Raw genomic sequence first — 24201 nt, 5'->3', positions numbered from 1 at the left:
AAGTGCGCTACAATCGCTCCCTTGTGCCCAGTTCAATGATTTTGAAGGAAAACCATGACGTTCAAGGCGCCGGACAGCCTCTCCGAGCAGATTGCCGACTACCTGGCCGAACGCATCATCCGCGGCGAACTTGCGCCGGGTGAGCGTATCCAGGAGCAGAAGGTCACCCAGGCCCTCAGCGTCAGCCGCGGCTCGGTGCGCGAAGCGTTGTTGATCCTCGAACGTCGCCATCTGGTTGCGATCCTGCCGCGACGTGGCGCTCATGTCACTGAACTGGACGAGCGCAGCGTGCGCAGCCTGTGCACCTTGATGGGCGAGTTCTACATCCTGCTGGGCAACGCTGTTGCCCAGAAATGGCGCCTGGAAGCCGACCTGCGCCCGTTCCTGGACATCCAGCAACGCCTGCAGCAGGCTCGCGAGCGCCAGGACATCAAGGTGTTCGTCGCCGAGAGCTTCGCGGTGATGCGCGCTGCCTATCCTTTTGCTGACAACCCCTATCTGCAGGAAACCGTAGAGAACCTTCAGCCGGCCATGAGCCGCGCCTACTACCTGGCCCTGGACCAACGCCAGGCCAGCATGGACGACTACCTCGACCTGTTCGCCCGCCTGCTCGAAGCCGTAGTGGCGCGTGACCTGCCGCGAATCCGCGAGGTGCTCACCGCCTATGGCCAGCGCAGCTGCGAACTGGTACTGGCGGCGTTGGCCCGAGGCTGACCGATGCGCCTGAAGTGCATTCGCCTGGCCGGGTTCAAGTCGTTCGTCGACCCGACCACGGTCAACTTCCCCAGCAACATGGCGGCGGTGGTCGGCCCCAACGGCTGCGGCAAGTCCAACATCATCGACGCAGTGCGTTGGGTGATGGGCGAAAGTTCGGCGAAGAACCTGCGTGGCGAGTCGATGACCGACGTCATCTTCAACGGCTCCACCAGCCGCAAGCCGGTGAGCCAGGCGAGCATCGAACTGGTGTTCGACAACAGTGAAACCACCTTGGTGGGCGAATATGCCGCCTACGCCGAAATTTCCATCCGCCGCAAGGTCACCCGCGACGGGCAGAACAGTTACTACCTGAACGGCACCAAGTGTCGCCGCCGGGACATCACCGACATTTTCCTCGGCACCGGCCTGGGGCCGCGCAGCTACTCGATCATCGAGCAGGGCATGATCTCCAAGCTGATCGAGGCCAAGCCCGAAGAGCTGCGCAACTTCATCGAAGAGGCGGCCGGCATCTCCAAGTACAAAGAGCGCCGCCGCGAGACCGAAAGCCGCATCCGCCGCACCCAGGAGAACCTGGCGCGCCTGACCGACCTGCGCGAAGAGCTGGAGCGCCAGCTTGAGCGCCTGCACCGCCAGGCCCAGGCCGCCGAGAAATATCGCGAATACAAGGCCCAGGAACGCCAGCTCAAGGCGCGCCTGTCGGCCTTGCGCTGGCGTGATCTGGACGAGCGTGTGCGCCAGCGCGAGAGCGTGATCGGCGATCAGGATGTCGCTCATGAGGCGCTGGTCGCCGAGCAGCGCAATGCCGATGCCAGCATCGAGCGGCTGCGCGACGGCCATCATGAATTGTCCGAGCGCTTCAACCAGGTGCAGGGCCGCTTCTATTCGGTGGCGGGTGACATCGCCCGGGTAGAGCAGAGTATCCAGCACGGCCAGCAGCGCCTGCGCCAGTTGCAGGACGACCTCAAGGAAGCCGAGCGCACCCGCCTGGAAACCGAATCACACCTGGGGCATGACCGCACCTTGCTGGCCACCCTGGGTGAAGAGCTGGCGATGCTCGAGCCCGAGCAGGAACTGACCCTGGCCGCCGCCGAAGAAGCTGCCGCCACCCTCGAAGAGGCCGAGCTGGGCATGCACGGCTGGCAGGAGCAGTGGGACGCTTTCAATACCCGCTCTGCCGAACCGCGGCGCCAGGCCGAAGTGCAGCAGGCGCGCCTGCTGCAACTGGAGGCCAGCCTGGAACGCATTGCCGAGCGCCAGCGCAAGCTGGCAGAGGAGGGCGAGCAACTGGGTGCGCAACCACAGGATGCCTCCCTGCTCGAACTCTCCGAGCAACTGGCCAGCAGCGAGATGCTGCTCGAAGAGTTGCAGTTGTCGGAAGAACAGGTGGTCGAGCGCCTGGAAAGCGTGCGCGAGCAGTTGCAGCAAGCGACCAGCGCCCAGCAACAGCAGCAGGGTGACCTGCAACGTCTTGGCGGCCGTCTGGCCTCGTTGGAGGCGCTGCAGCAGGCCGCACTGGAGCCGGGTGGTGGCGCCGTCGATTGGCTGCGCGAGCAAGGCCTGGAGCAGCGCCCGCGCCTGGCGGAGGGCCTGCGCGTGGAGCCGGGGTGGGAGCTGGCGGTGGAAACCGTGCTCGGTGCCGATTTGCAGGCCGTGCTGCTGGACGATTTTGCCGGGCTGGATTTCAACGGCCTGGAGCAGGGCGAATTGCGCCTGTTGCTGGCGGCTGGCGACAGCGAACGTCACCCTGGCAGCTTGCTCGACAAGGTCGAGGGGCGCACCGATTTGAGTCCGTGGCTGGGCCGGGTGCTGCCCGTTGAAGACCTTGCCGAGGCCCTGGCCCGGCGCGCAGCGCTGGGCGAAGGGCAGAGCCTGGTCAGCCGTGACGGCTACTGGGTTGGCCGCCATTTCCTACGCGTCAGCCGGGGTGGCGAGGCACAAGGTGGCGTGTTGGCCCGCGGCCAGGAGATCGAGCGCCTGGGGCAGCAGCAGCTGGAGTTTGAAGCCGCGCTGGAGCAGGTGGAACAGCAGCTTCAGGCTACCCGCGAGCAGCAGCTGGGCCTTGAAGAGCAGCGTGAGCAACTGCGCCGCCGCACCCAGGAAGAAAGCCGCCAGCACGGTGAGCTCAAGGCCAGCCTTTCTGCCGGCCGTGCACGCGCCGAGCAGATGGAGCTGCGCCGCCGCCGCCTGCAGGAAGAGCTGATTGAACTCCAGGAGCAGCGTGCCCTGGAGCAGGAACAGTTGGGCGAGGCGCGCCTGGTGCTGCAGGAAGCACTGGACCTGATGGCTCAGGACACCGAGCAGCGCGAACAGCTGATGGCGCGCCGCGACACCCTGCGCGAAGGCCTTGACCGTATCCGCCAGGAAGCCCGTCACCACAAGGACCACGCCCATCAGCTGGCCGTGCGCCTGGGCTCGCTGCGCGCCCAGTACGACTCCACCCGCCAGGCCTTGGAGCGCCTGGAGCAACAAGCCGCGCGTCTGAGCGAACGCCAGGAGCAGCTGAGCCTGAACCTCGAAGAAGGTGAGGCGCCGCTCGAAGAACTGCGCCTGAAGCTCGAAGAGCTGCTGGAGCGGCGCATGAGCGTCGATGAAGAAATGCGCCTGGCGCGCCTGCACATGGATGAAGCCGACCGCGCACTGCGCGATGCCGAAAAGCGCCGCACCCAGGCCGAGCAGCAAGCCCAGCTGTTGCGCGGCCAACTGGAGCAGATGCGCCTGGAAAACCAGGGCCTGGACATCCGCCGCAAGACCTTGCAGGAACAATTGCTGGCTGACGGCTACGATTTGCAGGGTGTGCTCGCCACCGTCGAGGCCGATGCCAGCGAGCAGGGCACCGAGCAGGAACTGGAGCAGATGGAAGGCCGCATCCAGCGCCTGGGGGCAATCAACCTGGCGGCCATCGAGGAGTACGAGCAGCAGTCCGAGCGCAAGCGTTACCTCGACGCCCAGGACGCCGATCTGGTCGAGGCCCTGGACACCCTGGAAAACGTCATCCGCAAGATCGACAAGGAAACCCGCAACCGCTTCAAGGATACCTTTGATCAGATAAATGCCGGATTGCAGGCACTTTTTCCAAAAGTTTTCGGTGGTGGCAGCGCTTATCTGGAACTGACGGGCGAAGATCTACTCGATACAGGGGTGGCGATCATGGCGCGCCCGCCGGGCAAGAAGAACAGCACCATCCATCTGCTGTCCGGCGGCGAGAAGGCACTGACCGCATTGGCGCTGGTGTTTGCCATCTTCAAGTTGAACCCCGCACCGTTCTGCATGCTCGACGAGGTCGATGCGCCGCTGGACGATGCCAACGTCGGGCGGTACGCCCGCCTGGTCAAGGAAATGAGTGAAAGCGTGCAGTTCATCTACATCACCCATAACAAGATTGCCATGGAGATGGCGGATCAATTGATGGGGGTGACCATGCATGAACCTGGTTGTTCACGTCTTGTTGCAGTTGATGTGGAGGAGGCCCTGGCCATGGTGGAGGCCTGATGAGCGATGATAGGGCGAAAACAACAGGCAAATGACCCTGTCATGTGCGACAGACGGTGTAAAGTTGTCTTTGGTCGTGCTAGCTTAATGTCACTCGTTTTTTGCGTGGGTAAAACGCCTGTCAGAACATAGAGTTGGCGCCACGTGTTAAAGGGCTTTGAACCCTTTGTTTTCAAGCATATTTTTATAGAGGCACGGGATTACATGGAAATCGGTCTGCGCGAGTGGCTGATCGTCATCGGCGTCATTGTCATCGCCGGTATTCTTTTCGACGGCTGGCGCCGCATGCGCGGCGGAAAAGGCAAGCTGAAATTCCGTCTGGATCGCAGTTATTCCAACCTGCCGGACGAAGAGGGCAGCGCTGAAGTGCTCGGCCCGTCGCGGGTGCTGGAAACCCAGAAGGAGCCTGAACTGGACGAAACCGACCTGCCCTCGGTCAGTGCGCCAGCACGTGAGCGTGAGCGTGAGCCCAAGCCGGCCAAGGCCAGCAAGCGCGGCAAACGTGTGGCAGAAGCACAGCAGGGCGACTTGAACCTGGCCGCCGAACCACGCGAGCCCGACCTGTTCGCCGATGCCGAGGAAGATCTCGCCGCCGACACCACCCGCAATAACGGCTTCGCTGCCACGGGCAACGCAGCCAAGGAGTTGCCACCGGTCGAGGAAGTGCTGGTGATCAGCGTGATTTCCCGCGATGAAGGTGGTTTCAAAGGGCCGGCCCTGCTGCAGAACATCCTTGAAAGCGGCCTGCGTTTTGGTGAAATGGATATCTTCCATCGCCACGAAAGCATGGCCGGTCATGGTGAGGTGCTGTTCTCCATGGCCAACGCTGTCAAGCCGGGCATCTTCGACCTGGACGACATCGACCATTTCAGCACCCGTGCGGTGAGCTTCTTCCTCGGCCTGCCAGGCCCGCGTCATCCGAAGCAAGCCTTCGACGTGATGGTGGCGGCAGCGCGCAAGCTGGCCCACGAGCTCAATGGCGAACTGAAGGACGATCAGCGCAGCGTGCTGACAGCCCAGACCATCGAGCACTACCGGCAGCGCATCGTCGAATTCGAGCGCCGTGCGCTGACCCAGAAGCGCTGATGTGCCCAAGTGGGCGGACCTGGCCTCGGTCTCGCCCACCCTGTTTCAAGTGCAAGAGCAGCCCTGGGCTGCTCTTTTGCTTTGCAAGAGAACCTGAAAATGACCGCCGAAACCCGAATCCACGAACTGCGCGCCGAGCTGGACCAGCACAATTACCGCTACTACGTGCTCGACGAGCCGAGCGTGCCCGATGCCGAGTACGATCGCCTGTTCAATGAGCTCAAGGCGCTCGAGGCCGAGCATCCGCATCTGGTTACCCCTGACTCGCCTACCCAACGTGTCGGCGGTGCTGCCCTGGCTGCCTTCAGCCAGGTTCGTCACGAAGTGCCGATGCTCAGCCTCGGTAATGCTTTCGAAGAAGCCGACCTGCGCGAGTTCGGTCGCCGCGTGGTGGATGGGCTCGACCAGCCCGGCACGGTGGACTTCAGTTGTGAGCCGAAGCTCGATGGCCTGGCGGTGAGCCTGCTCTACCGTGACGGCCAGCTTGTGCAGGGTGCCACCCGTGGCGACGGCACCACCGGCGAGGACATCAGCGCCAATGTGCGCACCGTGCGCAACATCCCGCTGAAACTGCAGGGCGAGGGCTGGCCTGCCGTGCTCGAAGTGCGTGGCGAGGTGTACATGAGCAAGGCCGGCTTCGACCGCCTCAATGCCGCCCAGGCGGAAGCTGGCGGCAAGACCTTCGCCAACCCGCGCAACGCCGCTGCCGGCAGCCTGCGCCAGCTCGATTCGAAAATCACTGCCGGGCGCCCACTGGAGTTCTGCTGCTACGGCGTCGGGCAGGTTTCCGCGAGCATCGGCGAAAGCCACATCGGCATCCTTGAACAGCTCAAGCAGTGGGGCCTGCCGATCAGCCGCGAACTCAGGCATGCCGCCGGTATCGAAGAATGCCTGGCCTATTACCGCGACATCGGCGAGCGCCGCAACAGCCTGCCGTACGAAATCGACGGCGTGGTATTCAAGGTCAACAGCCTGGCTGCACAGCGCGAGCTGGGCTTCCGCGCGCGTGAGCCACGCTGGGCGATTGCCCACAAGTTCCCGGCCATGGAAGAACTCACCGAAGTGCTGGACGTAGAGTTTCAGGTCGGCCGAACCGGCGCGGTCACGCCGGTGGCACGCCTGAGGCCGGTCAAGGTGGCGGGCGTGACAGTGTCCAACGCCACCCTTCACAACATGGACGAAATTGCCCGGCTGGGGCTGCGCATTGGTGACACGGTGATCATCCGCCGTGCCGGTGATGTGATCCCGCAAGTCATGCAAGTGGTGCTCGAGCGTCGCCCCGAAGATGCGCGCCCGGTGCACGTGCCCAGCGAATGCCCGGTGTGCGGTTCACAGGTCGAACGTACCCAGCTGGTCAAGCGTAGCAAGGGCAAGGAAACCACCAGTGAAGGTGCGGTGTACCGCTGCGTCGGCCGCCTGGCCTGCGCTGCCCAGCTCAAGCAGGCGATCATTCACTATGTCTCCCGTCGTGCCATGGACATCGATGGCCTGGGCGAGAAGAGTGTCGAGCAGCTGGTGGATGAAGGGCTGATCAGCTCGCCGGCCGATTTGTACAAACTGGAATTCGATCAGATCGTGGGCCTCGAGGGCTTTGCCGAAGTTTCCAGCAAGAAGTTGCTGGACGCCATCGAGGCCAGCAAGCGCCCGAGCCTGGCGCGCTTCATCTACGCCCTGGGCATTCCGGATGTCGGCGAGGAAACCGCCAAGGTCCTGGCGCGCTCGCTGGGCAGCCTCGAACGTGTGCAGCAGGCGCTGCCACAGGTGCTGACTTATCTGCCGGACATCGGCCTTGAAGTCGCCCATGAGATCCACAACTTTTTCGAAGACGAGCACAACCGCAAGGTCATCGAGCAGTTGCTGGCCTGTGGCATGCAGCTGCAGGATGAAGGCGAGCTGGCTGCCGAGTTCGCCGCCAGCACTACCCTTGCCGGCATGATCGCCAAGCTGGATATCGCTTCGGTCGGCCCGACCGGTGCCGAGAAGCTGGTGGCCAAACTCGATAGCCTCGACAAGATCATCGCCGCTGACGGTATCGACCTGCGCCAGGCCCTGGCGGCGAAACAGGCCGAAGCGGTGCGCGAGTTCTTCAGGGATGAGGCCAACCAGAAGCTGGCCCGTGATATCGAGGCCCAGCTGTTGGCCTTTGGCATGCACTGGAGCAGCGAGAAGAAGGTGGCCGAAGGCCTGCCGCTCGCCGGGCAGACCTGGGTGCTGACAGGGTCCCTGGAGTGCTTCAGTCGTGACGTCGCCAAGGAGAAGCTGGAAGGTCTGGGCGCCAAGGTGGCCGGTTCGGTGTCTGGCAAGACCCACTGCGTGGTCGCCGGCCCTGGCGCCGGCTCCAAGCTGGCCAAGGCCAGTGAGCTGGGGGTGAAGGTGCTGGATGAGGAAGCCTTCGTGGCCTTCCTGGCGGAGCATGGCATCACCGTCTGATGGCGAAGGCCGCCGTGCAATCTGGACAAGTCATTGAGAAATGATGACTTTTTCTTGCGCAGAGGTTGTATCTTCGCCCCAGACCGGTACAATGGCGCGGCTCGCTGCTTGGCGAGCCGCGTAGTGGTGGCCCCATCGGTCCCCCCGCATTGATTACCCGTTAACCTGGTCAGGCCCGGAAGGGAGCAGCCATAGCGGGAACATCGAGTGCCGGGGTGTGGCTGGTGGGGCCGCCTCCATTCTTTAAGTCCTTGAATTTAAAGGACTTACCTCGCTTGAAATCTCGAAGTGGACCAGTGCTTAGGCACATCGTAGTGGTGCACCATGCACCTATTCTAGCTTCGGATCACCCTGCCTCCAATGATTGATTTGCCATACTGGCTGCATTCTCGCCTTCTGCCTGTATCTTGACGTCAAATTTTTAGGCATAGCAAAATGCCTGTACTCTCGCTATCGTTCAATTTTGCCCCTACGTCATCGAGGGAATGATGCGATTTTCAGAATACTTCAATCTTGGCCTCACCCAGCCTTACTTGGACTTTCTAGATATAAAGTTGGATACAGACTTACCGGTTTTCTTAGAGCCAAGCGCTATAAAGGACTTGAATAGTCCATGGGGGAATGAGCTTGCATCGCTTTTGCAGACATTCTTTGAAGAGGTTCTGACGTTAATTCGGGATGGGAGCAATCAAAAGGCTCAAAACCTATTGTCCTCACTCAACGAGCGGAATGAATTTCACCTGGGGTATTCAGCCAATGAGTCGCGCGGACATGGATTTGGAAGTGGGTCTGCCAAAAGTGTTTGGGGAGCACTAAGCCAAAGCGCAGCAGTGAGGACCGGATTGTTGAAAGACTTGGAGGATACGGCGCTATTAATCCCGGGTATCGGAACAGATATGATATCGGATGCCATCTGTAATATTCTTCGTGGTCCACTAATCAAATATACGCAAGATATGTGCGATTTTTACGGCATCCCCCTAACTCCGGGTGTTGATTCAGGACCTATCTGGAATGCCGAGAAAGGGCGGTGGGATACGGGGTTAGTTCCGCTGCCCGTTACTTCTTTCGGTAAAGTAATCTTGGTTCCGAAAATACTTGTTAGGCAGCGTCTGGGCTATAAGTTTGAAGAGTACTACCGCCACTTTCTCTTGCCTCAAATGCAGCAAGAACATCTCAGTGCCCGCTCTGATTTAGTCGAGGTATTGAGTAGTGGTCGAGAACGAGTTACCAAGAAAGCGTTAATGGCTAGGTTTGGAAAGGATAAACTGGCCGCTGTAAGGGAGACTCAGGTTCGACCTCGAGTGCTCGATGAGTATAGGGAATATAAAGCGACAAAGGTCTCTGCTCCGATGACCCAGGAGCAGTTTTCAGAAGTCGAAGGTAATGAGCTCCCTGATTTGTCTTCTTTGGTGTCAGAGTTGAGGGCGCTGCTGCCAGGCAAAGATGACGCAGATAAGTACGAGAAGGTGATTGAAAAGATTTTTTCAGTTATTTTCTATCCCTCGCTATGCAATCCGAAAAAACAGACGCAGTTGCATGCGGGGCGTAAGAGGGTTGATATTACATACACCAACGAAGCTAAAACCGGCTTTTTTTCATGGCTTTCTTTGCACTACTGCGCGCCGCTGATTTTTGTGGAGTGCAAGAATTATGGTAAGGAATTAGGTAACCCTGAAATTGATCAGCTGTCGTCTAGATTCAGTCCTAGTAGAGGTCAAGTTGGTATTTTAGTATGTCGATCTATTCAGGATAGGGCGCTTCTGTTGCAGCGTTGTAAGGATACAGCTCAAGATAGGCGAGGATACATGATGGTACTTGATGATGAGGATATTGCAGCCCTGGTAAAGGTTTATGAAACCAATCTTGCAGAGATTTTTAAGGAGTTTAGACGTCAGTGGGACCTGTTAATAAATTAAGCTGGACTTATGTTCGCAATGGCTAAGTAATTTTTACTGACCAGCACCTGTGTTGGTGAGTTGTGTAAAGGGGCGGGAATCAGCGGAAAAGTGGCCACCTGACCTTCGGTGCTTGAAGCCATTTCCTGAAAGCCTAGGTTTCACTGATGGACGCTTCGCGCCGCACAGCACGCCGTGATCGACAAGTAATGCGCAAGCCATTATAGGGCATACATCAGTTGTGATTACTTTTGAGCAGTATGGTGGAGGGGGCCGCAAGAAACCATCGCAGCGCTGCTCAAAGAATGACTCATAGATGTCCATAGTAACGTGCGTGGATTTTGAGGGGGGGTGAGGCATAGAGGATGGTTCCCTGCTGCGCTTCGTTCTTGCATAGGATCCTCCCCTGCATCCCTCACGAGCAATGTGCGATTCCGCCATGAGTGGCATTCTGCTATATTGCCCAGTAGGCATGAATAAGTGTTTATGCCTATTTTTCTTTGCACTTGGAAGCAGTGGGCGGCGATCTACAAGGCTTTTTAAGTCAGCAGTGATTGTGATCGCATGGTTCGATACCGAATCAATAATAAGGCGTAGCTAGCACGAACTCGATGCTGAGAAGAGCTTCGATGTCAAACGTACAATATGGATATGGGTTGTTGTCAAGCAGGAGTCGCAATGTCGGATTGGATAACAGATAGTCAGGATGAACAGAATTTTGAGGGGCTTATTAGGGATGCGGATCAAATTCACATTCCGATTTTTCAGCGGAGCTACGTTTGGAAAAATAAGCAATTAGCTGAGCTTTTGGCTGACATAGACCAGGTAAGGTCAGGAGTAGAAGAAACCCAATTCATGGGGGCTATCGTTGCTTATGAAAAACCATTTAGGGGGAATGCTGTAGGTCGTATGCGAGCCCTGGAGATAGTTGATGGGCAACAACGAATACTTACTTTGTATGTGTTCGTAATGGCTTTGGTGGAATGCATTGCTTCGTTTGATAAGGACGAGGCCCTTGAGCTTGTGCGTCTTTATCTACTGCTGCCCTCTCGACGTGGCCTTGAAATCACAACTAGAATCGTTCCGGCGTTCGCTGATCGTAGCCAGTTTAGAATTATTTGGGATCGTATAAATAGCCCGTCGATTTTGCAAGATAAGTTGGCTGACGTCCAGTTACTTCTACCTCCGCCAAGTGGGAGTGCAGAAGGTGAACTTCTAAGTCAGTATGAACGCATACTGCGGCATATTAAGTCGGAGTTAAGCGTAGATCCTGATAATTCATTGGAGCATCTGCGTGAAATGCTTGGGATTGTAACTGGGCATCTTTCCTTTGTGCATCTTAAACTAACTGATGCATCGGCTGCGACAAAGATTTTTGAAAGATTGAATTTTAGAGGCGTGAAGGTTGGTGTTGTTGATCTTGTAAGGAATGAGGTGTTTGCGAGTTTGGCAGAAGATCCTGTTAATGCTCAGCGTGTTTTTGATCACATTTGGAGTCCTTTTGAAGCTGCTTTTGTCGGCAGGGCGGAGCACTTCTTCTTTCCCTATTGCCTGATTCAAGATAGCAATACCAGGAAGTCGGAGCTATTCATGCAACTCAGGACTTCTTGGAAGGGGTTAGCGCCAGAGCAGATGATCAACGATATGAAGCCTCTTCAAGGGCCATTTTTGGCCATTGATCAGACAGGTTATCAATCGGGTAGTAAGGAAATTTCCAGGCGATTAGATCGCTTGGTACGCCTACGTCGCCCAGCTTCAGTATATCCATATGTTATGTCGATGCTTCTTGAGTATGAACGATCCTCCATCAAAGAGAAAACTGTGGTTGAGCTTCTGGACGCATTGGAATCGTTTTTGATTCGGCGAGCTATCGTTGGGTTGGAGCCGACAGGATTGCATGCCGTATTCAAGGGGCTATGGGGGCAAATGAAAAATCACAATGTCAGTGAGTTTAAGCGGCAGATTAAAGCACGGCCAACTATTCAGTGGCCTAGTGATGGTGACGTCAAGGGTGCGATTGAGAAAAGGGCTTTGGCGAGGGCGAATGTTTGTGGGTATATCTTGGTCGAGTATGATCAAAGCTTGAAGGGGGATAACCCTCCATTGTTGCCAACTATAGAACATATTCTCCCACAGACTTTAGGGGAAGGGTCTGAATGGGCAAAAGTTTTTAATAAGGAGCAGCATAAGCATATGAAGGATCTTTTGGCGAATGTTGTGCCGTTATCCTCGCCATTGAATTCCTCTCTCCAAGATTCGCCGTATAATGTGAAAAAAGCCAGATATAAAAAAGAGTCGATGTTTACTACTCCGAGAGCATTGGCCGATAAGTGGGCTGGTTGGAATCCGAAGTCAATTGAGCAGCGAACTAAAGTTTTAGCTGAATGGGCGATAGCTAGGTGGCCAGTTTCAATTTGATCTGGGAAATAGGTCGTGAGCTTGAGCTTTGACCCCTTCAGCGAAACTCTTGCTGCGGCCTACGGGGGGGCGAGTTATTCATGGCCATGCGATCCTTTCGGGGATCGCCTTTTGATGAATGTCCAGGCAGCCCATCATGGCCATGATTGGTTCCATACCAAGTCTAGCTGCTAATTTTTCCGGTCGGATAATCTAGGGGTTTATTTGCAAATTTTCCCGGCACCTTGTCTTGGCGGAAGTGGCACTCGAATAGCCTATTACGGACTATCAGATCGGGAGCGGGCGAGTCGGTGAAAACCTTATAACAGGTGGTCGGGATTAAGAGCCATTACCGTGCCAAGTTGATGCCGACAGCCAGAATCGGCAAATATCGCAGGCGATGAAATGCCCCACTGAAGGGGTTAGTTGCGGAAGCTTTCTATCGCAGACGTAATGGCATCCGCGTTAGTGTCGAGGGCCTGGAGACAGGCCATTGTGCTGTCGTGGACATTCACAGATCCTCGCTGGCTAGCCCACGTACTGACTTCCTCTATCGCTGCCCTCAAGGCAGTCTGGTTCATATGCAGCAACTCCAACGTGTTCGCTATTGCTGCGTCCCGGTCTTCCATGGTTTGCTAATTCTGGGGCTGATACCGCAGCGTAGGGGTTTACAGCACCCTGTTCCAGTGGTGCTTGAATGTATCCACTCCTTACTCCTGGGGTACTTGGCCGGCCTTCTCCAGCGCCTCTTTCTTGTCCATCCAGGGTTGGTAATCCGCCTCAGTGAGATCAGGGCCGTTGGGCATGTGGGATTGCTCAATCTTCTCATCGAGGATTGCGTATTCTTTCCTGAACGCTTCGTGTGCTGCCTCCAGGGCGTTCAACTGGCGAACCTTCTGTACCGTCGTGGTACTGCACTTCAACAGCTCGGCCACCTTCCGGATGCTCTTTCCGTCTGCCAGTAGTTCACTAACTCGCTTGTGCAGGTCAAGATTAGCTGGACGGCCTTTGTATGCACCATCTGCTTTGGCTGTAGCGATGCCCTGGGCCTGACGTCGGCGGCGGTCTTCGTAATCTTTGCGTGCTACCACTGCGAGTATGTCCAGCAACATGCCGTTCACAGCTGCAATCATCCCCTTGGTGAAGTCATCCATTCCCTCGGCTGGCTTCAAGGCCGCGTGACTGGTGCTTAGGTCAACGGACACTACAGTCACCTTCTTGGCCGCGATCCTAGCCTTCAGCAATGCCCAATCGTCCTGACTTAGCCTGGATAACCGATCTACCCCTTCGATCAACAGCACGTCACCTTCGTGGCTGTCGTCCAGAAGGCGGAACAACTGGGGGCGTTCAAGTTTGGCGCCGCTGGCGTTCTCGATGTAGAACGCTGCGATCTTATGACCTTGCTCAGCAGCGAAGTCGATCAACGATTGCTTGGCCCGTGTCCCGTCCTGTTCGGAGGTGGATGCCCGAAGATAAGCACGGATGAACATAGTAGGTTGCTCTGTGACAGTTTGGGTGTATCACATATTAATGTGTCATATAAGGTTGGTAAAGGTATTTAATGACACGGTTTCGAGGGCACTATCCGCACCTTTCATACCGTTGCACCTGTAGCACCTCAAGTACACCCTAAACCACACAGTGAACAGTAGGTCGCGTATGTGCTAGAACCCATCAACCCGACAAAAATAAAGGAAGGATTCTTATGAATGTGCATAAAGCACTTCTAGCTGTAGTCATCGCTCTACCAGGCTACGTCCACGCGGGTGGATTCAGCTCTGATCAACTCTGTAAGGCAGCGATAGCCATGGAGATGGGGCGGCCAGCAGGCACTATGAAAACGATGCGACTGGGTGAGGTACCCGAAATAAGCTACAAACGTCCTGATGGTGATCGTTTTCGTTACAAGAGCAAGGTGGTCGGAGATCGGATCATCTGGTCAGCCTTCTTCACTGACACTGCCAATTGGGGACGTTGGCGGGACGGTGAGTGGGATGCTGCACTAACGTTTGCGGTAGCAGGGGAAACCCTCCATGTAACTTCGTCAGAAACGGGTCTGACTCAAACCTTTACCAAGGCTGACTTCTGAAAGCGGTTGGGATTTGCAAGGGGATACTGCATAACCATTCAGTTCTTGTGGTTTAAGGTCGGCAGGGGCGTGTGGCTAAGCCCAATCCCCCGCAATGCCAAGGAATTCGGGGCTTGCGATCAGGATCCATGCCTGAAGGACGGGTGGATGCAGTGGTGGAAGGTAGTTAAATGGCAGTTTTCTTATAGTTCTTTGCGGGTATTACAGGCCTTCGAACAGGTCGGAGATACTTACGCCCAATGCGTCAGCCAACACCTTGATAGCGTTGATGGATGGGTTGGCGCCACCCGTCTCGATGCGGGACATGTACGTCCTGGCCAAGCCGCACCGATCTGCGAATGCTTCCTGAAACTGGACCTGAATTGAAGCAGGATCGCTGGTGATCAAATCCCTACCTCCAGGTTTCACAGCACGTCTGTTTCGAAGATGGTGGGTGAGCCTAGGGTTCTTGGGATCAAGCCCAGGCCTGAGTAAGTTGGTGCCATGGGAGTAAAAAATTAATTTGAGCTTGACGTGGATCTTGGTCTTTGGTAAATGTTTCGGTTCGAGTCATCGCAAGTCCGCAAGACAATTAGTAAGTCCGTGTCAGTAAGTCCCTCCAGTAAGCCCCGCCTCGGTTGATGCTAGCCGGCAGTAAGTCAGTAAGTCAGTAAGTTCTGCGGAAACGACGAAGTGGCATTAGGCCGCCTCGCTAATTCCTATCGACATTTTTTTACTGAAGGGGCGTCAACATGAGGGTGAAGGTTAAAGGCGATATTAATTCTGAGTACGTGATGAGTCTGGTGGAGGAGGCTTTAGATCTGTGGCTTCTGCCGATCTTGGCGCGGGGTTTCACGGGTAACCTCTATATCGCAATCCGTACAGTGCTGAGGGAGAGGCATTCGATATCGTCGATCATCTCGTCGTGCCACTGCGGTAGCTGTGGTACGGGCTGTCGACATGTCAAACTTACCATGTCGTCGTTAGTAGCCCTAGACGTGGCTTGCTTGGACTCGATGGGGCAAGTTGTATGAAGCAACGGAGCGTCAGGGTTAAGTACGATAGAGAGCTTAATGGTCGGTGGCTGAAGCACTGGTCGGAGCCAGGGGTAGGGGAGACAATCACCTATCGCAGCCTCAGTGCGAGCAGATACGGCCAGATGATGGAGCGCTGCAAATCCAGTACGAGGAAGCTTGCCAATCCAGGGTATGCTGATGCAAGGTCGAGCTTCGAGAGCTTTCAGCACTTTGTATGTTGGTCACGGGAGCAGTATGGGTATGATGTTAGTAATGCCTCTTGGTGTTTGGACAAAGATATCCTCGTGATCGGCAACACCGACTACGGCCCGGATACCTGCTTGTTCGTTCCCCAGGAAGTCAATAAGTTTTTCTGCACTGGAGGGGCCAAGAAACGCTCTTACCCAGACCCTACAATGCAGGATGTCCCATTTGTGGGCTGGTCGCCCTCCCTGCGACGCTTTACGGTGCAATGTGGAGATAAGTACAGCTACTTCGATGACCCGTATGAAGCTCACGCATGGTGGCAGGCACAGAAAATTGCTATGGCTCTTGAGTTTCGGGTCAAGTACTCAATGCACAAGAAATTAGTCGGTGCTCTTGACGAGCGAATGGAGAGGTGTCTGGGTGATCTCCGCCATGGTCGCTTAACCCAGCGGCTGTAGTCGGATCTGGAGTTGGTTGATTCTCCTCCTAGTGGATGTTATATGTTGTGGTAGAGGGTGTGGGGCAGGAACCAAAGCCCCACCATTTCCAAGCTTGCAGTTCTGAGTATTTCATGTGACGCGGCGCGTCACGGATTAATATGTTCAAGTAGTGTCTTCTTACAGTGGGGGAGGGTGCTGCCCTCCTTCCCCTACTCCATATAGAGTTGCTTAGCGTGCCTTCGGCACAGGTTCAATTTGTCGTGACGTTTACGTCACAGCTTAGAATGTATAGTTTGTTTTTCTTGAGGTTGGAGGGGGCTGCCCTCCCTCTCTCAATTGATTAGTGTTGTTTATCGTGCTCTGGGCACCCATAAGTTATCCGTGGCGTTTACGCCACAATAGGTATGTTTCCCTTGTGCAATAACGTGTCCGGAATCTACCGTACACTTAGTATGGTGGGTGTGATTTAAGAATTTCGGACAAATGAGAATATTTATTAACTGCTAAGCTTGCGATGGCTCAGATCCAACCCTGTGCCTCGGCATAGTCAAGAAAGTGGTCTTGGCGAGAAGGCTCGGGGAAGTAGTCTTTCTCGTCAGGTTTTAACTTTTCGTGAACGGATTTTGAGATCGGTATGTCGGGGCATCCCTCAAGTTCACCGATCAGCCTTACGCTCCTGTCCATAAGCTTTTCGAGGGGTTCTGGTCCGTATCCTGGAACCGTAAGCTTAAGGAGATGCTGAGTTGCGGCATAGCGTTGCTTTCTCCGTGCCAGTACAGCGGCTTCGCTATCATCCCCATCCCTGGTGCCATGTACCGCCATGTATTCAGTGACATACTCCGCAATCCTGCTCATCAGGTCATTGGCTGCGCTGCAAAGGAGGTTGAAACCAGACCGTGGAGATTTTTCGTCAACCCAATCCATCACAAAGATTACATTGGTGGCTCTTCCAGCCGCTCGCTCTTGAACTTGTGATTTAATCCACTTGATTGTGGTGCTGCTATAGTTGCTGATGTAGCAGCCTTTGGAAGTATCCCAAGAGCTGCCATATTCCTCATGTAATATGCTTCGGAATTCATAGTCGCGAATTCCGTGGTTGCGGCTTGCTAGCGTGAACACCCTCTCGATAGACTTAGTGGAGGGGGTGGCTGATTTGGTAGAAATCTTTGGGGCTTTCTTCGGTTTTTCTACACTTTTGGAAAGCTCTTTGACTCGGCGCTCTGGCAGACCTGTCATTTCCATGATTTTTTTGATAGATAAGCCAGATTTGCGAAGTTCAATAACCTTGTGTTCAGGTGGGCTTGATGGCGTAGCGTTCGTAACCATGCTTTATTTTCGACAGATTTGTTAAGCGAGGTGGTGTCTGGCCTGATCCAGCTAATGTTGGATAGGTTGTCGGGTGTCATCGCTAAATTCTAGGTGCTTTATTAAATATAGTTCAAGCTAAGAGTGCTTGGACTAGATGGCTATGCTCTCACTGCTAGTCCTCGCACCGTGTTCTAATTGTCAGGGAAGGTTTCTCAGGATTTCTACTTTAGCAATGTGCTCTCGACGCTTCTTTTTGGGATGGCCTTGCTTGATTTTAAACATTGCTTCCCGGGCTTTGTAGTAGCTTCGAAAAATTTCCAGCTGTGAGTAGGACGGATTGCAGTTCGGCCAATTGATCTGAAACTGCAAGATGAAATCACATTCACTGTCGCTAGCAGCAACGCAATGCTGCCTGTCTTGAATTGAAGGCTCATAAGTGCATCCTGTGATTTCCAATTCATTTGTCATCAGGAAATACATTTGATACTGCCTGTAAATGTCAGGTTCTGTATTGATTGCGCAGTATGGTGAGCGGAATGCATAAACGATCGCTGATAGTTTTTCAGGGGTGCAGTCAGTGCAGTTGGCATTGTCTATTTTGGATGTGTTCATGTTGGGTTCTATAGGTAGATAATATTATGGGCGAGTTTGTTCGTTGATTTGATCTGGTTTAGTGATATCTAATTTCCAGGATCTATCTTCAGTGCGGGTCATTTCTGCTTTATGTCTTTTTGAGGTTTTTGCTTGTCTGAGCTTGTTGCGTTTTTAGGTAATTGTCCGTGATGCCCTTCGGTGGGGTGAAATTCTTGTCGTTTGATAGTTCTATGTCAACGGGTTTTGCGAATTAAATTTTAAATGCAACTTGCTTACTTGCTTACTTGCTTACTTGCTTACTTGCTTACTTGCTTACTAAATTGATTAATTGCACAAGCACCTACGTACCTACGTACCTACGTGATTGAGCACGCACGTACCTACCCATCCACGTACCTCAGTGAGTGCTTACTCACTTGAGTACTTACGCAAGTGAGTAAATGAGTAAATGAGTAGACGTATGTACAACCTGCGCGCCCCAGCGAGCCAGGACGGGAAATCGAGCCGTGCTAGGCCGGTAGATCGATGCTCTTAAGAGCCTCAGCCATCGCCCTCAGAGGGCTGCGGCTGCCGTAGATGCTGAACGTAACCGCGCCGTCCTCGTGTCCTGCAATCCGCTTGATCAGCGAGTCCTGGACTCCTGCGTCACGTAGGTCATCAATGAGCGTGTGGCGGAAGCTGTGAAAGGTCTTGCGAGGGTCGGTGATACCTAGCTTTGTCTTGTAGCGACCGAACCACTTAGACGGAGCATGGCCGAGCTTGCCTCGCACTGCTTCTAGCTCAGGGAATAAGCGATCAGCGCCGGTAGCTTTGACCGATTCAACATGCTGAAGCAGGCCCAGGTCCAGCAGGGTGGGGTGGAGAGGGAGCATGCGACGACTGCTGGCGTTCTTCAGGTTCTGCCCGTCACGACTGTCATCAATACGGATGCACTGAATGCCCTGTTGCTCGATGAAATCATCGACTCTCAACTGACATAGCTCTTCCAGTCGTGCCCCGGTAGCTCGTCCAATTAAAGGAAGCCAGTAGCGCCATGGGTGCTTGCGTGATTCTTTCCGCAGCGCCTCATGGTTCAGTAGTGCTGCCAGGTCGCGGCGGTCAAATGACAGGCGAGCTTCTTTGGCCGATCTCGTCATGACTTTCATGCCAGCCAAGGGATTCTCGGTGACGTACCCGTTCGATTTGCACCAGTTTATGAAGGCCGTTAGCTTGCGTAGCCGATTGTTCACCGTGACTGCGGTGATGGTTTTGTAGGTGCTGCTTGACTCAACCACCTGCCTCATCGTTTTCCCCTTGAATTCGGGACGTAGGCCGAAGTACTGGGGGCAGCGGCTGAGTCTTTCTTTCAGTAGTCGGGCTTGGTGGGCATCGAAGGCCTTAGGTGGCATATCTCCAATCAGCTCGAACAGATCGGCTAGGGCACGCTCGACTTCATCCGCACTGACTTGCCGCCATGTGCCACCGCGTTTCCCTTCTTCTATATAGAGCTTCGATAGGGCAGCGAGGGTAGGGCTGTCGTGTCCGGCCTTCACTGGGGCCGTCGAAGTCGCCCGTTGTGTTACAGGAATGGCTGGTGTGGGGGCTGAGTCCCGCCACTGCGAACACAGCGCACGAAGCGTCTGAAGGTCTGTTAGCGGGTGCTCGCTGAGGTGGACATGTAGCCGTTGAACGATGGATGCAGCGAGGAACAAGGCACTCTGCCGATGCCTGATGTTCAGACTCAAACGCAAAGTGTGACACCTCGGGAAGAGATGCTTGGGTAGCCTGAGATTCAGGTAATAGACGGCTTCGCGTCTGATGATGTAGGCCATGGGTGTGACACCAAAGTGTTACAGCAAAGTGTGACAGTGCTGACTACACCCCAAGTTTTAAGCGACCGTGCTGTGTGTCCGCACGGGGAGATATCTTGCTACCGCACCAGCCTGAAACCCTTGCCCCGTAAGGCCCGCATTGATTACCGAGCATGCCTTGCATGCTACCTGGTCAGGCCCGGAAGGGAGCAGCCATAGCGGGAACATCGAGTGCCGGGGTGTGGCTGGTGGGGCCGCCTCCATTTCCGGGGTCGGAAAATTGCAGTCGGCCCGGCATTCGGATTCATCCCCCTCGGTATCACTTGGCTACAGGTGTCGCATGATCAATGTGCCGACAACTATCAAGGTCAAAGTGAATCCCGCGCCCAGGCAGAAAGGCAGCACCTCTTGCCATATGGATACGTTCCTGGCTCTGCGCATGTCCTCTTCCATTGCCTCGAGATCATGGTGAAATTGCTCGCGAATTTCCTGGATTGACCGATGCATGAGCTTCCTCTTATAGCTAGTTAGCTGGTAGTTATCTGGTCAGAAGGCTGATGATTGTGCCTATCGCCCCCAGTGCGGCTGAGCCGACTACGTACGGATACCAGAATGTCTCCCGTTTGAGTTTGCTCGCTTCAGCCAGAAATTTACTGGCTTCGGCTCTGAGTTTGTGGTTCTCGATCAGAAGCCTGTCGAGTTCAAGATTGTCACGGTCGTCCTGACGCATGAGGCTTCCTTATTCGATAGTGCGCGCGGCTGTACAGCTATTTTGTTCTGTTTCCTTTCTTGGGGAAATCGTTCGCTTCGGATGTGGTTGTAGTCTCGGTGGCTTTGATTTTCCGATATTTCAAGGGCTGCGGCGTGCACCTGGAAATCTCCTGCTTTAAAAGGGGAAATTTCCTACACGCATTCCTTTTCTGAAGATTTATCCTACGCAACCTGTCGCCACCCGTCTGATTGTCCCTGGGAAGCCTGCCCTTTAGCATTTTGTGGTCGCTGTCGGTTCAGTGATCGGGTGTGGAAGCCCAGCAAGTACACTGGCGGTTGTCGTTATGGCAGCTGTGCGCGGGAGGTATCCGTACCTGCCGGGATCGCCGTGTACCTGGTCTTCCACCCCGTGTACAGCTGCCACCCTCATGCGTGGAAGCAAGAGGAGCGCAGCACAATAAACACGGAGCTGTTATGAAAAAGATTGTTCCAGATCCACCTCACAACCTCGATCCTCAGCCAGGCAAGGTCCTGTCTCGCGCCATCAGCGAGGGCATTGTCCCGATGGAATACGTGCTGATGAACGTCTCCCATTATCTGATGTTTGCCTACAGCGACAGCGGGCGGGCGCTGGATCGCATCGAGGATGAAGAGACGAGGCAATTGCTCCAGCATGGCTTGCGGGCGATGCAGATTGCCTGTGGTCAGGCGGATGCGTTGGTGGCGGCTGTTGAACGGAAGAGATTGTGTGAGGGCTGGCAGGTACTTGCCACAACAGCTTCAGCGCCTGCGAGATCGAGCGCCGCCCGCGCGGCGCTTCGCGGGGCAAGCCCGCTCCCACAGTCTGTTTCAGGCCAGTTATTCCTGTGAGGCCTCCACTGTCCGCCTTGTTTGTTCCATTCGATATTGAGTTGGGCTCACCCGCTTTCCCTTTGATTTCCAATCATGCACCAAGGCCGACACCGGTACTTGTACAGAGGAATGGCCCGAAACAGACTGTGGGAGCGGGCTTGCCCCGCGAAGCGCCGCGCGGGCGGCGCTCGATCTCACAAACGCTGAAACTTTGTGGCAGGCACCTGGAGGCCCAGACATTCAGGCATGCGCCCAGCGGCCTGGTCCAGACTCAAGGCCGAACCCGCAAAACCTCCCCCGAATACCCTGTCGCCCCATACCGCCGCACAATCCGCTCAACTTCCCCCGACTCCCTCATCCGTACCAACGCCCGCAAAATCCCCTGGGTCGGTATCGCCGGATCATTCCTCACCATGCACCCCAGCGCCTGTTCCTCCAGCACCGCCTGCACCTGGAGCCGCTGCCCGGCCGGTAAGCCCTGGTTGAACCATGCCACCGACAGCTCATTGCTCACCGCATGTTGATACCGGCCAACCTGTAGCTTCTGCAGCGCCAGTTGCTGGCTGCGGCTGTCCTCTCGCTGCAGGCGCCCTTGGGCGAACAATGGCTCCAGTGTGCCGTAGGCGTAGCCCAGCACCGTGCCGATCGCCTGGGGTGGCAGCTGTTCGGGGCGGGCAGGGGCTGCGTCGCCCGGGCGCCCGACCAAGACATCGCGCTGATGAATCAGCGGAATGCTCCAGACGAAATTTCCCGGCCGATCATTGAACCATTGGCTGCTCACATAGCAGCGGACATCGATATCGCCCGCGTCCATCGCCTGTTGCATGCGCAGGCGGGCCATCACGTGGTACTCCGGGCGTACCCCAGCCTCTCGGGCCAGTGCCTGGATAAGGTCGAATACCAGGCCCTCCACCGGCTGGTCGCCTTCGATCCGCACCAACGGCATACTCCAGCTCTCGGCCACGGAGAAACGCAGCACCGGCAGCTCCGCCAGGCTGTGCGTGGTCCAGAGCATGAGCAGAGCCAGCAGTCGTCGCAATGCATATCCTCCTTGAACAGTGCGCCCGTTGCTTAGCTTAGACGAGCCGCGCAGGGTGCAATTTTGCCCCCGCTCCGCTAGCATTAGCGATCTTCCGCTCGATCAGGCTGCGATGGTTTTTCGATGAGTTATCAGGTTCTTGCACGTAAATGGCGTCCGCGCTCGTTCCGCGAAATGGTCGGCCAGGCCCATGTGCTCAAGGCCTTGATCAATGCCTTGGACAACCAGCGCCTGCACCACGCCTATCTGTTCACCGGCACCCGGGGTGTGGGCAAGACCACCATTGCACGAATCATAGCCAAATGCCTCAACTGCGAGACCGGTATCACGTCCACGCCCTGCGGCACGTGTTCGGTATGCCGGGAGATTGACGAGGGCCGCTTCGTCGATCTGATCGAGATCGACGCCGCGAGCCGCACCAAGGTCGAAGATACCCGCGAACTGCTCGATAACGTGCAGTACGCGCCAAGCCGTGGGCGCTTCAAGGTCTACCTGATCGACGAAGTGCACATGCTCTCCACCCACTCGTTCAACGCCTTGCTCAAGACGCTGGAAGAGCCGCCGCCCTACGTCAAGTTCATCCTTGCCACCACCGACCCGCAGAAGCTGCCTGCGACCATCCTGTCGCGCTGCCTGCAGTTCTCGTTGAAGAACATGAGCCCCGAGCGGGTGGTCGAGCACCTGAGCCACGTGCTGCAGGCCGAGAACGTACCGTTCGAGCCGGATGCCCTGTGGTTGCTCGGCCGTGCTGCCGACGGTTCGATGCGTGATGCCATGAGCCTGACTGACCAGGCCATTGCCTTTGGCGAAGGCAAGGTGCTGGCGGCCGATGTGCGTGCCATGCTCGGCAGCCTCGATCACGGCCAGGTCTATGGTGTGCTGCAGGCGCTGCTCGAAGGCGATGCGCGTGCGCTGCTCGAAGCCGTCCGCAACCTTGCCGAGCAAGGGCCGGACTGGGGCGGCGTGCTGGCCGAAATGCTCAATGTGCTGCACCGCGTCGCCATCGCCCAGGCCTTGCCCGAGGCGGTGGATAACGGTCAGGGCGATCGCGACCGGGTGCTGGCACTGGCCTCGGCGTTACCGGCCGAAGATGTGCAGTTCTACTATCAGATGGGCCTGATCGGCCGCCGCGACCTGCCCTTGGCGCCGGACCCGCGAGGCGGTTTCGAAATGGTCCTGCTACGCATGCTGGCGTTCCGCCCGGCAGATAGTGACGACGCGCCGAAGCCGGTGCTAAAGCCAGTGGGGATCAGCCAGGCCACAGCTGATCCGGCAACCCCGGTGGCAGCGCAAGCCGTTGCTGCCGCAGCGCCTGCCTTAGCGCCGGCGCAACCTGCGCCCGTGGCCTCGGCCCCGCAGGCCGAGGTCGCGCCGGTCGAGGAGCCGGTTCCTGAACCTGAGCCCGAGGTTGTAGCGCCTGAGCCGGTGGCGGTGGAGGAGGTCATCGATCTACCCTGGGAGGAGCCCGCTGCGCCGCCCGCGCCCGTCGCCGCTCCGGCCCCGGCCCCGGTAGCTGCCGCGCAAAGCGCCCAGCCTTCCTACGACGAGCCACCGTTCGACCCATCCGCCTACGCTTCGGCGGGTATGGAGCGCGACGACGAGCCGCCGATGGATGAGGACTACTACGCTGGCGAAAGTGATCCGGTAGGCTTCAGCTACCTGGACGAGCTGGCGGAACACGTTCAGGAAGATGCCCCGGCAGCCGCGCCCGAGCCGCTGCCAGCTGCCCGGCCGGCGACCGGCCTGGCCTTGCAATGGCTGGAATTGTTCCCACAGTTGCCTGTGTCCGGGATGACAGGCAACATCGCGGCAAACTGTACGCTGATGGCTGTCGACGGTGACGACTGGCTGCTGCACCTGGACCCTGGTCAGGGTGCGCTGTTCAATGCCACCCAGCAACGCCGGTTGAACGAGGCGCTCAACCAGCATCTGGGGCGCACCTTGAACCTGCGGATCGAGCTGATCCGCCCCGAGCAGGAAACCCCGGCCCAGGCAGCCTCGCGCAAGCGTGCCGAGCGCCAGCAGGACGCCGTGCTGTCGATCGAGCAGGATCCGTTGATCCAGCAGATGATCAAGCAGTTCGGTGCCACGGTGCGACAGGATACTATTGAGCCTGTAGAAGCCCTGGTCAGCCAGGGCCAGTAATCGATAACCATGCG

The 24201-nt window shown here is 56.4% G+C and carries 14 protein-coding genes, 1 other RNA gene and 2 pseudogenes; 10 read left to right on the top strand and 7 right to left on the bottom strand.

Annotation, left to right across the window (positions count from 1 at the left end; genetic code table 11):
• Positions 1–54: 54 nt before the first annotated feature.
• The 7 genes from ACQKPS_RS23265 (at position 55) to ACQKPS_RS23235 (ending at position 12038) form a co-directional block, all read left to right on the top strand.
• Positions 55–714, top strand: a complete 660-nt coding sequence (locus ACQKPS_RS23265; protein ID WP_283724979.1) for a GntR family transcriptional regulator — start codon at positions 55–57, stop codon at positions 712–714.
• 3 nt (positions 715–717) lie between these two features.
• Positions 718–4206, top strand: coding sequence for a chromosome segregation protein SMC (gene smc, locus ACQKPS_RS23260; RefSeq protein ID WP_427605693.1), 3489 nt, complete (start codon positions 718–720; stop codon positions 4204–4206).
• A 204-nt stretch (positions 4207–4410) separates the two neighbouring features.
• Positions 4411–5292, top strand: coding sequence for a cell division protein ZipA (gene zipA / locus ACQKPS_RS23255; RefSeq protein ID WP_254484453.1), 882 nt, complete (start codon positions 4411–4413; stop codon positions 5290–5292).
• Positions 5293–5391: 99 nt separating this feature from the next.
• A complete protein-coding gene (gene ligA / locus ACQKPS_RS23250) occupies positions 5392–7722 on the top strand; it encodes an NAD-dependent DNA ligase LigA (RefSeq protein ID WP_427605692.1) in 2331 nt (776 codons plus the stop codon).
• Between the two features lie 133 nt (positions 7723–7855).
• An RNA gene (ffs, locus tag ACQKPS_RS23245) (signal recognition particle sRNA small type) lies at positions 7856–7952 on the top strand.
• A gap of 258 nt (positions 7953–8210) precedes the next feature.
• Positions 8211–9641 carry a hypothetical protein gene (locus ACQKPS_RS23240; RefSeq protein ID WP_427605691.1) on the top strand — a complete coding sequence of 477 codons (1431 nt, stop codon included), beginning with the start codon at positions 8211–8213 and terminating at the stop codon, positions 9639–9641.
• Positions 9642–10298: 657 nt separating this feature from the next.
• Positions 10299–12038 carry a DUF262 domain-containing protein gene (locus tag ACQKPS_RS23235; RefSeq protein WP_427605690.1) on the top strand — a complete coding sequence of 580 codons (1740 nt, stop codon included), beginning with the start codon at positions 10299–10301 and terminating at the stop codon, positions 12036–12038.
• A gap of 866 nt (positions 12039–12904) precedes the next feature.
• Here ACQKPS_RS23235 and ACQKPS_RS23230 read toward each other — a convergent pair.
• Positions 12905–13507 (bottom strand): annotated as a pseudogene (locus ACQKPS_RS23230) (recombinase family protein); the annotation flags it as partial.
• Positions 13508–13722: 215 nt separating this feature from the next.
• On the opposite strand from ACQKPS_RS23230, the gene ACQKPS_RS23225 reads away from it, so the two are divergent.
• Positions 13723–14106: a hypothetical protein gene (locus ACQKPS_RS23225; protein ID WP_427605689.1), complete on the top strand. Its 384-nt coding sequence runs from the start codon at positions 13723–13725 to the stop codon at positions 14104–14106.
• Positions 14107–14307: 201 nt separating this feature from the next.
• On the opposite strand, the gene ACQKPS_RS23220 is transcribed toward ACQKPS_RS23225, so the two are convergent.
• The 5 genes from ACQKPS_RS23220 to ACQKPS_RS23200 all read right to left on the bottom strand — a co-directional run bounded on the left by ACQKPS_RS23220 (position 14308) and on the right by ACQKPS_RS23200 (position 20170).
• On the bottom strand, positions 14308–14514 hold the full coding sequence (locus ACQKPS_RS23220) for a helix-turn-helix domain-containing protein (protein WP_427605688.1): 207 nt from the start codon (positions 14512–14514) through the stop codon (positions 14308–14310).
• A 1753-nt stretch (positions 14515–16267) separates the two neighbouring features.
• Positions 16268–17074, bottom strand: coding sequence for a hypothetical protein (locus tag ACQKPS_RS23215; protein WP_427605687.1), 807 nt, complete (start codon positions 17072–17074; stop codon positions 16268–16270).
• Between the two features lie 180 nt (positions 17075–17254).
• Positions 17255–17668, bottom strand: a complete 414-nt coding sequence (locus ACQKPS_RS23210; RefSeq protein ID WP_427605686.1) for a hypothetical protein — start codon at positions 17666–17668, stop codon at positions 17255–17257.
• Positions 17669–18159: 491 nt separating this feature from the next.
• Entirely contained in the window at positions 18160–19461 is a 1302-nt protein-coding gene (locus ACQKPS_RS23205; protein ID WP_427605685.1) for a site-specific integrase, read from the bottom strand.
• Between the two features lie 517 nt (positions 19462–19978).
• Complete coding sequence (locus tag ACQKPS_RS23200; RefSeq protein WP_152958908.1) at positions 19979–20170, bottom strand: hypothetical protein; 192 nt, start codon at positions 20168–20170, stop codon at positions 19979–19981.
• A gap of 455 nt (positions 20171–20625) precedes the next feature.
• On the opposite strand from ACQKPS_RS23200, the pseudogene ACQKPS_RS23195 reads away from it, so the two are divergent.
• Positions 20626–20892 (top strand): annotated as a pseudogene (locus ACQKPS_RS23195) (hypothetical protein); the annotation flags it as partial.
• A 382-nt stretch (positions 20893–21274) separates the two neighbouring features.
• On the opposite strand, the gene ACQKPS_RS23190 reads toward ACQKPS_RS23195, so the two are convergent.
• Positions 21275–22042, bottom strand: a complete 768-nt coding sequence (locus tag ACQKPS_RS23190) for a substrate-binding periplasmic protein (RefSeq protein ID WP_427605684.1) — start codon at positions 22040–22042, stop codon at positions 21275–21277.
• A 123-nt stretch (positions 22043–22165) separates the two neighbouring features.
• Here ACQKPS_RS23190 and dnaX point away from each other — a divergent pair, with 123 nt between their 5' ends.
• The gene (gene dnaX / locus ACQKPS_RS23185; RefSeq protein WP_427605683.1) at positions 22166–24187 is read left to right on the top strand and encodes a DNA polymerase III subunit gamma/tau; all 2022 of its coding nucleotides are present in this window, start codon (positions 22166–22168) and stop codon (positions 24185–24187) included.
• Positions 24188–24201 lie beyond the last annotated feature (14 nt).

It is taken from the genome of Pseudomonas sp. NPDC086566, assembly GCF_050280885.1.
Taxonomy (GTDB): Bacteria; Pseudomonadota; Gammaproteobacteria; order Pseudomonadales; family Pseudomonadaceae; genus Aquipseudomonas; species Aquipseudomonas vlassakiae.
The sequence above is the reverse complement of the archived record's forward strand: the minus strand, read 5'-3'. Positions and strand labels throughout refer to the sequence as shown.